The organism is Mangrovibacterium lignilyticum, from assembly GCF_010882175.1.
GTDB classification, from domain to species: Bacteria; Bacteroidota; Bacteroidia; order Bacteroidales; family Prolixibacteraceae; genus Mangrovibacterium; species Mangrovibacterium lignilyticum.
On sequence record NZ_WKLH01000006.1, the window covers coordinates 70,535 to 84,984 of the forward strand.

Consider the following 14,450-nt stretch of genomic DNA (forward strand, 5'->3'; position numbering starts at 1 on the left):
AGGCTGTTAGATTACTATAAATCTAACTCTTTTTTCAGAAACTCAGCAGTGTATGACGAATGGTTTGCAACAATTTCTTCCGGTGTTCCGGTTCCCAAAATCAAGCCACCACCGCGACCACCTTCAGGTCCCAAATCGATGATATGATCAGCCACTTTAATCACATCGAGATTGTGCTCAATAACGATGACCGTATTCCCACGTTCCACCAATTTATAAAGCACACCCAACAGGACACGGATATCCTCAAAGTGCAAGCCGGTAGTCGGTTCATCCAGGATATACATGGTTTGTCCGGTATCTTTTTTAGCCAGTTCGGTGGCCAGTTTCACTCGTTGCGATTCGCCACCCGACAAGGTTGTCGACGACTGTCCAAGCGTGATGTACCCCAATCCGACTTCCTGCAAAGTTTTTAGTTTATGAGCGATAGACGGCAAGCTTTCGAAAAACTCAACACCCTGGTTCATCGTCATATTCAACACATCGCTAATTGATTTGCCTTTGTAACGAACTTCCAGCGTTTCGCGGTTGTAGCGCTTGCCATTACAGGCATCGCAATGCACATACACATCGGGCAGGAAGTTCATTTCAATCAACTTCAAACCACCCCCCTGACATTCTTCGCAACGGCCACCTTTTACATTGAACGAGAAACGCCCGGGCTTGTACCCGCGAATTTTAGCCTCGGGCAGCTGCGCAAACAAAGCCCGGATATCGGAGAATACACCGGTGTAGGTAACCGGATTGGAACGTGGTGTCCGTCCCAATGGCGACTGGTCAACCTGCACCACTTTATCGATGTTTTTCAGTCCTTCAATTTTATCGTAAGGAAGCGGATCTTTCAGCGAGTTGAAAAAATGCTGACTTAAAACAGGTTGCAACGTACCGTTGATCAAACTCGATTTTCCACTACCCGACACACCAGTCACACAGATCATTTTTCCCAGAGGAAATTCTGCATCGACATTTTTCAGGTTATTGCCGCGGCAGCCGAGCAATTTCAGGCTTTTGCCATTTCCTTTCCGGCGCTTTTCAGGAACAACAATCCGGTGCTCCCCTTTCAGGTATTTTGACGTCAGCGTATCTGCATCAATCACTTCCTGCGGAGTTCCGGCAGCCACCACTTCGCCTCCGTGACGCCCGGCAAACGGGCCCATGTCGACCAGGTAATCAGCCGACAGCATCATGTCTTTATCGTGCTCCACAACAATCACCGAGTTTCCGGTATCGCGCAGTTTTTCGAGCGAATTGATCAATCGCAGGTTGTCACGTTGGTGCAATCCGATACTCGGCTCATCCAAAATGTAAAGGACGTTAACCAGCTGAGAGCCGATTTGCGTTGCCAGCCGAATCCGCTGCGATTCGCCGCCCGACAAAGTTCCCGAAGAACGATCGAGCGACAGGTACTCCAAGCCAACATCGAGCAGGAAGCTCAGGCGGGTACGAATCTCTTTGATTACCTCCGTTCCAATCTTTTGCTGACGACTCGTAATGCGATCTTCCAAACCCAGAAACCAGGTGCTGAGCTCGGCAATATCCATTCTGGCCAGTTCCGAGATATTCTTGTTATCAATTTTGAAATACAGAGATTCCTTTTTCAAACGAAGACCATCGCATTCGGGACAGGCTTTTTCCCGCACAAACTGGTTTGCCCACTTCTGTGCCGTCTTCGACGGATTATCGTCCCGCTGGCTGTCGATATATTTTACAATTCCCTCGTAGGTCATCATGTAGTTGACTGATGTACCCAAGGGTGAATTTTTCAACTGAATCCGTTCATTGGTTCCGTAAAGGATGGTATTCATCGCCTCTTCCGAAATATCCTTCACCGGTGTTTGCAGTGTAAAGCCGTACTTTTCGCCTAAGGCTTCAATCTGCCAAAAAATCAATGTATTTTTCTTCGCCCCCAGCGGTGCAATTCCTCCCTTAGCAATGCTCAGTTCCGGATTAGGAATAATCTTTTCCTGATCGATCTCAGCGATGCGCCCCAATCCGTTACATTTGGGACAAGCACCCTGCGGCGAATTAAACGAAAAGTTATGCGGAGCAGGCTCATTATACGAAATGCCCGTTGTTGGACACATCAACTGGCGGCTGTAAAATTTCAGATCATCCGAATCATTGTCCATGATCAGGCTAACACCATGACCGTGCTTCATAGCCGTTTGTACCGATTGTTTCAACCGCTTGTTGCTGCTTTCGTCTACATTCAGGCGATCGATCACCACCTCGATAAAGTGATTTTTATAGCGGTCGACTCGCATGTTGGGTTGCATTTCAACCACTTCGCCGTCTACCCGGGCGTACAAAAAGCCCTTTTTGCGGGTCGACTCGAACAACTCGCGGTAGTGTCCCTTCCGACCACGCACCAGCGGAGCCATAATCAGGATTCGCTTACCGGCAAATTGCTCATGAATCAAGGTCAGAATTTGTTCATCGGTATATTTCACCATTCGCTCACCGGTCTCGTACGAGAAAGCCTCCCCGGCGCGGGCATAGAGCAAACGCAGGAAGTCGTAGATTTCGGTTACCGTCCCGACTGATGAGCGAGGGTTTTTGTTGGTTGTCTTCTGCTCGATGGAAATCACCGGACTCAGCCCCGTAATCTTATCCACATCGGGGCGTTCCATATTGCCCAGAAACGAGCGGGCATAAGCCGAAAACGTTTCGATGTAACGCCGCTGGCCTTCGGCATAAATGGTATCGAAGGCCAAAGATGACTTTCCGCTGCCGCTTAAGCCGGTAATGACCGTGAGCTTATTGCGCGGAATTTCAACATTTATATTTTGAAGGTTATGCACACGGGCACCGTGTACAATAATCTTTTCATCCTGATCAAGCAACTCTTCGTCCAGCTGCAGATTATCATTCTCCACCATCTTAGTCATTTGTATTGGTCCGGAAGTTTTTGCCGGGAACTTTGATCACATATGTTTTTCCTCGCGAGTTCGTCAGAAAAGTTTCACGCAACCAGGGATTCAACGTCTTCAATATTTTATAATTGGTGCCATGTTCAGCAGCAAAGTCTGCAAAATCTTTCACCGGTCCGTTAATGGTGATATTCTTCACATCCCACATCGGATATATTTCGTCTTTTTTAATATCGAAACCATACTGCTTCGGATTCTCCATAATCAGTTTCAACGCGAGGATGCGGAAAACATAGCGCGATGTTTCTTCGCCAACCAGCAAGTCGTAATAGCTGCTTACTTTTTGGCGTTCGAGCTGCCGGTCGATGAATGAGCGGCCGGCGTTGTACGAAGCCGCCACCAAGGTCCAGCTGCCGAATTTCCGATAGGATTCTTTCAGGTAGTCACAGGCAGCCTGCGTTGCTTTTTCAAGGTGATAGCGTTCATCAACTTCACCATTGACTTCCAGCCCGTAGTCACCCGCGGTGCCTTTCATAAACTGCCAAAACCCGACCGCCCCCGCAGGAGAAAGGGCGCGTTGATCGAAACCACTTTCGGCCAGCGCTAGGTAAGCAAAGTCGGTCGGAACGGTGTCGGCCTCCAGAATCGGAACAATGATGGACATGAAACGAGGCGCCAATTTCAAGAAACGCAGTGTTTGCGAGTGAAAATAACTATTCACCAGCAATTCCCGATCGAGACTTTCGCGCACATCGTTGTACTCCAGGGGAACCTCTTCATCCATAAACTTCAGCTTCGACGGCAACTCAACCGCATGATACATCACGCGTCCCGAAGGCTCTGCTTTCCCTTCCTGTTCGGGCAAAGCCGACGATTCCAACAGATGATATCCGGCCAATAAAACAACAATCAAACCCAAGCTAACAATCGAACGTCCTATAATCTTCTTCATATCCCAACAAGCAATTTTAAATGGCAAAAATAATGGTTTTTAGGGTGGCTATCAACGAAGTTGAACTTTTAATTTTTAAGACAAGCAAAGGGAGCAGAAGTTCATGAGAGCTGAAAAACGGGAAGCATCTGCCGACCGGATTTGGCGCGATTGACCGGATTGTGGAAGGACAGACAAATGCCAATATTAACAAATAAACCAAGGCCAGGCACAACGAAAAAAAAATCCAGCCCAATCGCATTTTGTTGCATCAATTCACGTTTACCGCCCCACGTCAGCTTTCCGATTCTTCCTGAACCAAACGCTCCATGACCGGCATAAATCGTCCTTCAATATCGGTTTTCAAATGGCCAACAGTGCGAAAACCATAACTCAGATAAAAGGCTTCTGAGTTTGGATCGGCATCCAGAACGACCCGTTCGAAACCGGCTTCCTGCACCTGCATCATAAAATCGCTGAGTAGGTAGTTGCCATAGCCGCGACCAATAAACTCAGGTTCGATAAACAGATTGTCGAGCTTGGCAGTAGCCGCATCAATTGGGCGGTAAGTGTAGTAACCGACCAGCTGATCGTCGACCAGCAGTTTATAAGCGGAGCTGTATTCCAGGTAATCAGAAGTAATTTTTAGCTCTTCGCGCCACGCCTCCATTTGTTCGGGGCTGTACTTCCAGTAAGCTTTCGACCGGAACGTGAGCTCAGTCAGTAACTGAGCATCGGCGGCATGTACTCTTTCAATTATTAGATTCATGCTTAAAGTTATCAATCATAATCGAAATTTCAAACGGGTAAAGAATTGAGAAAGATCAATTTATTGTCTTCAAATTTAGTTTCTTATGACGAGCACGCTCTGCTCTGTATTTTACGCTTTGAAAATTTGTCAGATTTGAAAACTGCCAACTAAGAAACGCCACTCTTCAAACAAATGACCAGCCAAACATATGATCATTTTTAGAGGTATTTCGACTAAAATGTGGTAATTTTATTAGGCTGTTACCATTGACCAATGTAAATGAGAAGTTCTCTCTGAATAATAGCTCATTGTTGAGCTACTATTTTTGCGCCTTTTGCTGAATTGAGAATTATTTTTTTACCCGAGTCCCGAAAATGAAAAACCTGAAATCAACTATTTGGGGGATCATTATTCTGTTACTGCTTACCCTTCAAATTTCCTCCTTAACTGCCCAAACAACCGGAACCGAAGTTGATCCAAAGATCCTAGAGTTAATTGCAGAAGTTCCTGCAAACGATGAATACATCAAAGCAGGTGCGATCATTCTATTAAATGAAGTATGTATATCTGTGGATGACAATGATTTTTACCAACATTCAACACATGTATGTGGCAAAATTTTGAGTGAAAAGGCAAGAACCGATTATAGTCACATCACGTTATCGTATAATTCTCACTTCGAAAATCTTTCACTCGACTTTGCACGAACGATAAAAGGAGACGGAACTATTGTTGAAGTTTCGAAAGAAGCAATTCAAGTAAAAACAGGACAGCTAACAGGTAGCGGGAAAGAAAGTACCGACCAACGCATTCTCTCCTTTATATTCTCTTCATTAAAAACGGGAGATGTATTTGAATATCAAGTCACCTATAACCAAAAATCCCCGAGAATACCAAGCAAATGGTATGGGCAATTCTGTTTTAATCATATACTTAGCACCCCTCTCTCATCATTAAAAACAATAAGGATAGACCCAGTCTACCTTTCCCGGATTCAACTACAATTGCCTCGGAAATCAAATTTCACACACAACTTGCATCATATTAAACTGAAGCCCAAAATCGTCAAAATTGCCGGCCATAAAGTTTATAGCTGGGAATCAAGAAATCTTCCGGCCATCCCGATTGAAGAATTTATGCCTCCGATTTTAGATGTATTACCATCCATCTATTTGACATCAGTCAGCGATTGGAGTGAAATAGACCAGTGGGCAAGCATGAATATTTTCCCTCAAACTGACCTTACAACAGAAATACAAACACTGGCTGACACGTTAACTAGAAATGCCATTGACGACGACGAGAAAATCGCGAAACTGTACCAATATGTCCAATTAGAAATTGATTACGTTGAAGTCGATTTCGGTCGTGGTGGTTATTTTCCACAGTATGCCAATCGAACACTACGGAACCAATACGGTGATTGTAAAGATAAGGCGACACTCCTCATCTCCATGTTGAGCGCCATCGGTATTCGATCATTTCCCGCACTGATCAATCCAGTCAGAGACATTGATATGCAGAATCCTTCGCCGAGTCAATTCAGCCACGTGATCGTTTTTATCCCTCGTGAAGACAAGTCGTTCTGGCTGGATCCGACATCCAATGTTACACCATTCCCAAAGCTATTTTTTCAAGACACTGATAAATGGGCTTTCGTCGTTGATGGACAGGGCGGTAAATTCGTAAAAACACCGAAACAAAGACCAGAGGACAACTTGGCCAAAATCGCAATAAGCCATCAGTTTTCAAACGACACAGCTCAATTAACCTTAATTATCATGATGCAAGATGCTTACAGTGAGATCTATAAATCATTTTTCAAGCCACTTTCAGACAAACAAAGAGAAGATTTAATTGCAAAAATAGTCACCTACTTTAACCCGGAGCAAAAACCTGACACTTTTGGCTACACGAACCCCAACGATCCAAACATCCCCTTGGGCTTTTACCTGAATTTCAAATCCACTAAAAAAGAAGAAACCAACGTACAGTCCTATTTGTATGAAAACAGTGCTATGACGCCTGCCACATTTTCAGTTCTTAACCTGAAAGATTTAGCATCGCCTGAAAAACGCAAATATGATTTGCTCTTCCCGGTGACTCATAAAGTAACATGCATTGAAATTTATCGCGGTCCTGATCCTGAATTTAAACCTGGTATTCTACCCAGGAATGACTCCATAAACACACCATTTATCTCTTTCTCCAAAAAATTCAAACAAGCTGAAAACATCGTTTCCGCAGAGTGGGAGTTTACCTTGAAGGAGAAATCTATCAGTCTGCAAGAATACGGCACTTTTTACAACAGTATTCATGAAGTATTGGAAAAGTTAAAGTGGACAATCCGGTTTGATCGGGAAAGAGGACGGGTTTCCACCTCGGAAAATAAAAGCAAAGATCTGCAGCTTAGTGTTATTGTGGTTAAAACAAAACAGGACGCTGACAAACTACTCCAAAAGCTCGAAAAAGGCGAGGAATTTGCCGTTTTAGCGCGGGAGGAATCCATCGGCCCTGCAACAGAAAACGGTGGCGATTTAGGCTACGTTGATCCGAACGAATTAATGCCTGAACTAACAAGCATTGCTGCAAATCTTCCGGTTGGCCAGCACAGCGGTTCAATAGAAACACCCAATGGCTATTTTATCATTCAAAAAAACGGAGAAAAAAATCCATCCGACTCAAAAATACAAAGCTCGTTTGAAACACTGCTAAAAAAAGGCCAAGATGCTCTTGAAAGCGAATTGTATTCCGATGCTATCCTTTACTTAAACGAAGCTGTAAAAGCAGATCCGGAAAATGTAGATGCTCACTATCTCCTTGGCCTTGCTTATGTCAAACAACAACCGCCCTTTGAAAGGGCCTATGAAATAAATTGCGGGGCAATTGAAAAATCAACCGCTCAATTTAAAAAGGTTATAGAAATTTGTCCGGAATATAAAGCCGAATCGGTAGATCCTTACACATCATTAGCCAGCGAATGGGTAACCATGGCTCTTGCCTATGCCTGCCGGGGCGAAACAGATTCGGTGCGCTGGGCATTTGAGCAAGGCCGGGCGGCTTGTGCCTTTTACCCCGCCATTTTGGAGGCCACCAAAAACGTAATGGCTTCATGCGATAAAAATGCCCTACTAATTACTGACGACCTTGCCCTCTTTATATGGTATCTTCAAATTGCTGAGGCCTACCGGCCGGACATCACCGCAATACAAAAAGACTTTTTGAACTTCCCATGGTATATTAAGCTATTAAAAACTAAAAATCAATTCGCCGAAAGTCCAATTCTACCGAATTTAAAAGATGAAGAGATCGACAACATGCTCCCCCTAACATGGAGGACCCGCGAATATAAGATCCCTGTTTCCGAAGACCCGATGAACATCAAGGGTGTAATCAAATGGACCTTGAAACCAACCTATATGGGCCAATACTTACTTGTAGGCGACCAAATTTTAATCCAAATCCTCGAAACAAACAAATGGAAGAAACCGGTATACACAACAGCTAAAGATAAACTGTTGAATCTCGACAACTACCTGACTTTAGAAGGCTTAATATACCGTTTGTATACGCATGAGGTTGAAGAAGAATCACCAGAGAAGACATTAGAAAATTTCCTTAGCCGATACAGTTTCGAGACGATCAACGATCCACAAACAAAATACATTCCTCTTTTAGCTGAAGTCATCCAACAATATCGTATATGCATCTATCTATTGGAAAAATATTACTATGAGCGGTTAGAATTCGAAAAACTTGTAACATTCATGGAGGCTATCGATGAAAAAATAGCACGGGAAGCTATTCCCCTCGTCAATAAAGAAATTGAATACTGGGAGCTATTGATGCTGGGAATTGCGTACTTAAAAACGAATCAAATTGACCAATCAATTGAGCTATTAAAGAAGAATGCAATTCTTAATCAGAACAAACCGGATAACCTGGAAAATTTGGGCTTTGCTTACGCTATAGCGAAAAACTATGAAGAAGCTGCTGCTACTTTTGAACGTTTAATTCAAATTGACTCCTCATCTCCTAAGGGATATAAACATTTGGGACATGCATTGTACGATCTACAACGGTACGAGGAAGCTATAGCCAACCTGGAAAAAGCCATCCAGATTAACCAGGTAGACGTGGAATCCTATTACTGCCTGGGAAGATCATACCTCAAAATGGGGAAACACGATCTGGCTATAAGCACTTCCGAAAAAGCCATCCAAATTGACCCCGACAATAGCCTTTCAGTCGGCAATCTAGGATGGATCTATTATTTGAAAGGCGATTATGAAAAAGCAATCCAATGCGACGAAAAATCTATTGAGATGGACTCAACAACTTTATATGCCAGATACAACATTGCCCATGCCTACTTTTGTCTCGGTCAATTTGAAAAAGCAAAAAGACAGTATGCAGAAGCCAGAAATTATGATCTATCACACGGGAAAGATGTTCCCCAAGCTTCAATTGACGAAATAAAAAGGTTGATCGATCAAGATTCCAGTCCTGAGCAAGCCCGACAAATACTGGCTGATGTGTTTGGCATAAAGGATGATTAGGATAATAGACCGAGTCCGGGGATCCTATTCTTTTTGTTAAACCAGATGAGGCAACGTTTCAGCAGCTCCATTTCTTCGTTCGATAGCTTGCCCCTTGACTTCATCGGTGTCTAATATTCTTAGTAAATGTTCCAATTCATTATGCTTGATGCCAGGACAAAAAGGTGAATTCCAATAGACTGACGAAGCTTACTCCCCAACCAATCCGTCAGCTGTAGCGTATTCCTTTATGACATCTCCCATGCGAGAAAAAATCGACAGCATGAGTACGCGAGCCGAAAATAAGGAACCGAAAACACGAAATAACGACCTGCAAAACAGCCAATCGAAAATTTTGTGGGGCATCATTATCGGCATTATATTGGGTACAATGCTGGGCGGATGGCTCCCCGAGTTTGCCGTCAAACTGAAAATCATCGGCGATGTTTTCTTAAATTCCTTAATCATGCTGGTCATCCCCTTGGTCATGTTGTCGTTGATTGTGGGAATTACCCAAATGGGACATTTGAAAGACCTCGGATCCATTGGCGGCAAAACAGTGATTTACTACCTGGTCACAACCTTTGTGGCCGCATTGATTGGCATTATCGCGGTGAATTTGCTAAAACCGGGAGTCGGCATTCAGCATGGTGAGGACCATCCGGATTATGTCTACACCCTCAGAGGAGAACAGAACCGGACCGTTTCCCTGCATGAAGCGGGTTGGAATAAAAGCAATTATTCCGATAAATATGTCGTGATCTTGACTGACCAACAGATCATGGGCATGATTGAATCGCAAACCGATTCTTCTCTGACGGTGAAAGTGTGGGAGGGTATTGAAGATGCTGAAAAGGTGTATATCCGAGCCGAAGATGGTACCCGCTTACCCTTTGTGCGGTTAAACGGCGAGCTGACCTCCCGGGAACCGAAAGTAGAACTGTCAGGGAGAGGAGTAGCTGTGAATTTTGGAGTCAGCGAACATTTACAAGGAAAAGAACGCGCCACGTTCGGCAATACCATTTATGAGCTGTTAGCCGGCAACAAGGAAACCGGCAAGCAGGGCATGGTCCCGTCCAACATCTTTATTGCGATGTTGCACATGGACATCTTGCCCTTGATTTTCTTCTCCTTGTTGCTGGGAGCAGCACTCTCGTCATTAGGCGATAAAGCAGCAAACGCTATCCGTTTTTTTTCCATTCTGAATGATGCGGTCATGAAGCTGGTCTATTGGATTATGATCGTTTCCCCTGTCGGGATATTCGGTCTCATTACCGCAAGAATAGGGGAAGCCGGAGGATTTTCCTTATTCATTCCCGAGTTAATTTCGCTGGGCAAATTCACACTGGTGGTTATAGTCGGCTTATCAATTCACGGCATGATTATTCTACCGGTAATATTAAAAGTAATTGGGAAACAGCATCTTCACACCTATGTGAAAGGATTAGGAACAACGTTGTTGAATGCTTTTTCCACAGCCTCGAGCACAGCCACCCTACCGTTGACCCTGGAAGGAGTCGTGAAGGAAAATAAAATTTCGAAGAAAACAGCCAGCTTTGTGCTTCCGCTGGGAGCCACCGTCAATATGGATGGAACAGCCTTGTACCAAGCAGTAGCTGCGATTTTTATTGCACAGGTTTACGGCATTCAACTGGAACCGGTCATGCAGATTATCATCTTCTTAACGGCGACGCTATCGGCCATTGGTGCTGCCGGCATTCCCGAAGCCGGACTGGTTACCATGCTGATTGTGCTGAAAGCAGTTGACTTGCCCGTAGAAGGGCTTGGGTTGCTATTGTCTATCGACTGGCTGCTCGACCGCTTCCGAACAGTCATTAACGTGTGGGGCGACTGCGTTGGTGCCGCTGTCGTGGATCACCTGGAAGCCAATCGGTAAATTACAAAACGGTGCAATTTATCATTGCTCCGCCTCAGAATACGGCTTGTCCATTTTTACCTTGCCCCACGGCTGTCGGACAATAAACCAATCAAATCCCTTTGTTCTCATCCCTGCCGGCAAAGGCCTAATCCATCGAGTGAATGCCGATCATATTGCCTTCGGTATCTGCAACCAGGCTGATGAAGCCATACTCGCCAATCGATATTTTCGAGCGAACAACCTTGCCTCCTGCCCCGGCAACGCGATCTTCCTCGACCCGACAATCGTGACTGGAAAAATAAACGATGGTGCTGTTTCGTCCGGCTTGAACACCCTCCATTTTCACCAGGGCCCCCGAAGCCCGTCCTTTTGTTTCCATGTTACCCGGAAAAGAAAGCATCTTTATCGCCGAATCATCAGCCGGGTTAACCAGTTCTGTCAATTCGGTATGGAACACGGTCTCGTAAAATACTTTGGCCCGCTGCAAGTCATCGACATAAATCTCGAACCATACCACTGGATTTTCAACTTTCATAGCTACCATATTTTTGAAAAATTAAACTTGTGTATTAAAGTTACGGCGCTTTTCAACGAGTTAAAAAAGATATTGTTCAGTGATTGGCCTTGCGCAAAAAAAAACCGACTTTCGAGAAAGCCGGCATTTTTATTAGGGAATGGGAAAAAGGACTGTCAAGTCCTCGAAACGAGGTTTTAACCCTGGTTTGTCTTCATGGCATTGAGACTTGGCAGTGTTTAATTGTTTCTGTTTTCGCTTAAACGAAAGCAAATATCATCCCACAGTTTCAATTCAAGACATGCTGTACAGCAGAGAATGAAATTGTTTTTATGTATGGCTTACTTCCACCCTCTGTTTTCACAAACGAAATGCCGTCAGAGTTCCACCTCGGGACAAAAACTCAGCTCCGCTACTCTATTTACGGCCGCAGTTAACATTCAGGTCACATCACCCCAAAGGCTCATCGCCGCTATCTTACTGATTAACTGAAATTATAAATCTGATCTATTCGACATAGAAATTATCTGTTTGACAGGTATTTCCAAGCTCACTATGTTTGCAGACGAAACAAAGTAACAAACAACTAAAATTTTTATATCATGTCACAAATTGGAAAACAAATAGTAGATTTTAAGGCTCAAGCTTTTGTAAATAACGGATTTCAGGAAGTATCGAAAGAAGATGTTGTAGGCCGTTGGTCCGTATTCTTCTTCTACCCTGCCGACTTCACGTTCGTATGTCCGACTGAGTTGGAAGACCTGGCTAACGTATACAACGAATTCAAAGCTGTAGATTGCGAAATCTTCTCTGTTTCTACCGACACTCATTTCGTTCACAAAGCATGGCACGATACTTCAGATACCATTAAAAAAATTAAATACCCGATGTTGGCTGACCCGACAGGTGTCTTGTCAAGAGGTTTTGATGTAATGATCGAAGAAGTAGGTTTGGCTGAACGCGGAACTTTCATCGTAAACCCTGCCGGCGAAATCGTAGCCTACGAAGTGGTAGCCGGAAACGTTGGTCGTAACGCCGAAGAATTGCTTCGTCGTTTGAAAGCACTTCAATTTGTAGCTGCTAACCCAGCTGAAGTTTGCCCTGCCAAATGGAAAGAAGGCGCTGCGACATTGCAACCCAGCATCGACTTGGTTGGAAAAATCTAATTGTTAAGAAATTCAATACCTACAGGGAGAATTAGCAATTGATTCTCCCTGTTTTTTTAATCAAAAAGCCATGTTAAATCAAGCATTAAAAGATCAGGTAAAAGGAGTATTTGCCGGTCTGAAAAACAATTATACATTTCAGGTTACTGTTGCCGATGCCCACGCAAACAGAGCAGACCTGTTGAGCTTACTCGAAGATGTTGCTTCGTGCTCCGACAAAATAGCTGTTCAGCAAACAGCAGGCGAAGGACTGGCCTTTTCAATCTTTAAAAATGGCGAAGAAAGTGCCTTTGTTTTTCGGGCAATCCCCAACGGGCACGAATTCACGACTCTCTTACTGGCCGTTTTAAATTTGGATGGAATTGGTAAAAACCTACCCGACGAGGCCATGACCAAACGCATCAAAGCGTTAAAAAATCCGGTTCAGCTGAAGAGCTATATTTCGCTCACCTGTACCAACTGCCCGGATGTTGTTCAGGCCTTGAATATCATTTCAATCTTCAACCCGAATATTCAACACGAGATTATTGACGGGGGAATCAACCAGGATGAGGTTGATAAGCTGAATATCCAAGCTGTCCCTACCGTTTACGCCAATGGCAAATCGTTGCACGTTGGACGCTCTACAATGGGCGAGCTCGTTGAAAAAATTGAAGTACTATCCGGGTCTAACTACGAGGTAGAAGCCGGCCCGGCAAAAACATACGATGTAATTGTTGCCGGTGGAGGCCCCGCCGGAGTGTCGGCAGCAATTTACTCAGCCCGCAAAGGTTTTTCGGTAGCGATTGTTGCTGAAAAAATCGGAGGGCAGGTTACCGAAACGCAAGGTATTGAAAACATGATCTCGGTATCGCAAACCACCGGCTCTCAATTATCGGCCAACCTGAAACAACACATCAGCGACTACGAAATTGATGTGTTGGAAAACCGCCGCGTGACCGAAGTTGAAGTGATTGACGGATTGAAAACCGTGAAAACGTCATTGGGAGAAACCCTTATTGCTCCGGCGTTGATTATTGCGACAGGTGCCGCCTGGCGCAAATTGAATGTGCCTGGAGAGAGCCAGTATATTGGTTCCGGAGTGGCTTTCTGTACTCACTGCGACGGACCTTTCTACAAAGGGAAAAAAGTTGCAGTTGTTGGCGGAGGAAACTCCGGGCTAGAAGCTGCCATTGACCTTTCATCAATCGCATCGGAAGTTACTGTTTTGGAATTTCTGGATACGCTGAAAGGAGATAAAGTATTGCAAGACAAACTGGCTACGCTGCCGAATGTGACAGTGATTACCAATGCCCAAACATTAGAAGTGGTTGGCGATGGCGCAAAAGTTACAGCATTGACTTTTAAACACCGCGCAAATGGCGAAGAGGAGCAGTTGCAGCTGGACGGTGTATTTGTTCAGATTGGCTTGACGGCCAACAGCGATGTTTTTGCCAATGTGGTTGACCGCAACCGGGCTGGCGAAATCATCATCGATGCACATTGTCGCACCAAACAAGCCGGCATTTATGCTGCAGGCGATGTTTCGGAAGTACCGTACAAGCAAATTGTAATTGCGATGGGCGAAGGCTCAAAAGCCGCGCTATCAGCATTCGACGATAATATTAAAGGCCTGCAGCTCGGGGTTGTTTCCGAAGCTGTCGCGGCCGGTTAGTCCTGAAAATAGCTATCAGTTTACAGAGAAAAGAAAACAGGGTGTTTGCGACGGCAAGCACCTTTTTTTGTTTCAGTTCGCATGGTTTGATTAACCGGAAGTCGATCGCAATCAACTTTCCAAAAACAGCTCCAATACGTTCGGAAT

General features: G+C 44.6%; 8 protein-coding genes. 4 read left to right on the plus strand and 4 right to left on the minus strand.

Translation table 11 applies throughout. From position 1 onward, the window contains the following. Positions 1 to 14 precede the first annotated feature (14 nt). The 3 genes from uvrA to GJV22_RS20440 form a co-directional block, all read right to left on the minus strand. The gene (uvrA, locus tag GJV22_RS20430) at positions 15 to 2,888 is read right to left on the minus strand and encodes an excinuclease ABC subunit UvrA (protein ID WP_238480366.1); all 2,874 of its coding nucleotides are present in this window, start codon (positions 2,886 to 2,888) and stop codon (positions 15 to 17) included. Then, positions 2,881 to 3,822, minus strand: coding sequence for a lytic transglycosylase domain-containing protein (locus tag GJV22_RS20435; RefSeq protein ID WP_163718156.1), 942 nt, complete (start codon positions 3,820 to 3,822; stop codon positions 2,881 to 2,883). The genes uvrA and GJV22_RS20435 overlap by 8 nt, the downstream gene beginning before the upstream one ends. A gap of 274 nt (positions 3,823 to 4,096) precedes the next feature. After that, positions 4,097 to 4,570 carry a GNAT family N-acetyltransferase gene (locus GJV22_RS20440; RefSeq protein WP_163718158.1) on the minus strand — a complete coding sequence of 158 codons (474 nt, stop codon included), beginning with the start codon at positions 4,568 to 4,570 and terminating at the stop codon, positions 4,097 to 4,099. Between the two features lie 356 nt (positions 4,571 to 4,926). Between GJV22_RS20440 and GJV22_RS20445 the strand changes: the two genes are divergently transcribed. Beyond that, a complete protein-coding gene (locus tag GJV22_RS20445; RefSeq protein WP_163718160.1) occupies positions 4,927 to 9,111 on the plus strand; it encodes a tetratricopeptide repeat protein in 4,185 nt (1,394 codons plus the stop codon). A gap of 262 nt (positions 9,112 to 9,373) precedes the next feature. After that, positions 9,374 to 10,987 (plus strand): dicarboxylate/amino acid:cation symporter, encoded by a 1,614-nt coding sequence (locus GJV22_RS20450; protein ID WP_163718162.1) that lies wholly within the window; start codon positions 9,374 to 9,376, stop codon positions 10,985 to 10,987. A 127-nt stretch (positions 10,988 to 11,114) separates the two neighbouring features. Here the strand turns inward: GJV22_RS20450 and GJV22_RS20455 are convergent, their stop codons facing one another. Beyond that, on the minus strand, positions 11,115 to 11,504 hold the full coding sequence (locus tag GJV22_RS20455; RefSeq protein ID WP_163718165.1) for a VOC family protein: 390 nt from the start codon (positions 11,502 to 11,504) through the stop codon (positions 11,115 to 11,117). 581 nt (positions 11,505 to 12,085) lie between these two features. Between GJV22_RS20455 and ahpC the strand changes: the two genes are divergently transcribed. Both ahpC and ahpF read left to right on the plus strand, forming a co-directional pair. Next, complete coding sequence (gene ahpC, locus GJV22_RS20460) at positions 12,086 to 12,649, plus strand: alkyl hydroperoxide reductase subunit C (protein ID WP_163718167.1); 564 nt, start codon at positions 12,086 to 12,088, stop codon at positions 12,647 to 12,649. 70 nt (positions 12,650 to 12,719) lie between these two features. Next, entirely contained in the window at positions 12,720 to 14,303 is a 1,584-nt protein-coding gene (ahpF, locus tag GJV22_RS20465; protein WP_163718169.1) for an alkyl hydroperoxide reductase subunit F, read from the plus strand. Positions 14,304 to 14,450 lie beyond the last annotated feature (147 nt).

What these genes read in the sequence shown, in the direction of transcription:
- uvrA (WP_238480366.1), bottom strand. Translation starts at nt 2,888, where the DNA reads ATGACTAAGATGGTGGAGAATGATAATCTGCAGCTGGACGAAGAGTTG.
- GJV22_RS20435 (WP_163718156.1), bottom strand. Translation starts at nt 3,822, where the DNA reads ATGAAGAAGATTATAGGACGTTCGATTGTTAGCTTGGGTTTGATTGTT.
- GJV22_RS20440 (WP_163718158.1), bottom strand. Translation starts at nt 4,570, where the DNA reads ATGAATCTAATAATTGAAAGAGTACATGCCGCCGATGCTCAGTTACTG.
- GJV22_RS20445 (WP_163718160.1), top strand. Translation starts at nt 4,927, where the DNA reads ATGAAAAACCTGAAATCAACTATTTGGGGGATCATTATTCTGTTACTG.
- GJV22_RS20450 (WP_163718162.1), top strand. Translation starts at nt 9,374, where the DNA reads ATGAGTACGCGAGCCGAAAATAAGGAACCGAAAACACGAAATAACGAC.
- GJV22_RS20455 (WP_163718165.1), bottom strand. Translation starts at nt 11,504, where the DNA reads ATGAAAGTTGAAAATCCAGTGGTATGGTTCGAGATTTATGTCGATGAC.
- ahpC (WP_163718167.1), top strand. Translation starts at nt 12,086, where the DNA reads ATGTCACAAATTGGAAAACAAATAGTAGATTTTAAGGCTCAAGCTTTT.
- ahpF (WP_163718169.1), top strand. Translation starts at nt 12,720, where the DNA reads ATGTTAAATCAAGCATTAAAAGATCAGGTAAAAGGAGTATTTGCCGGT.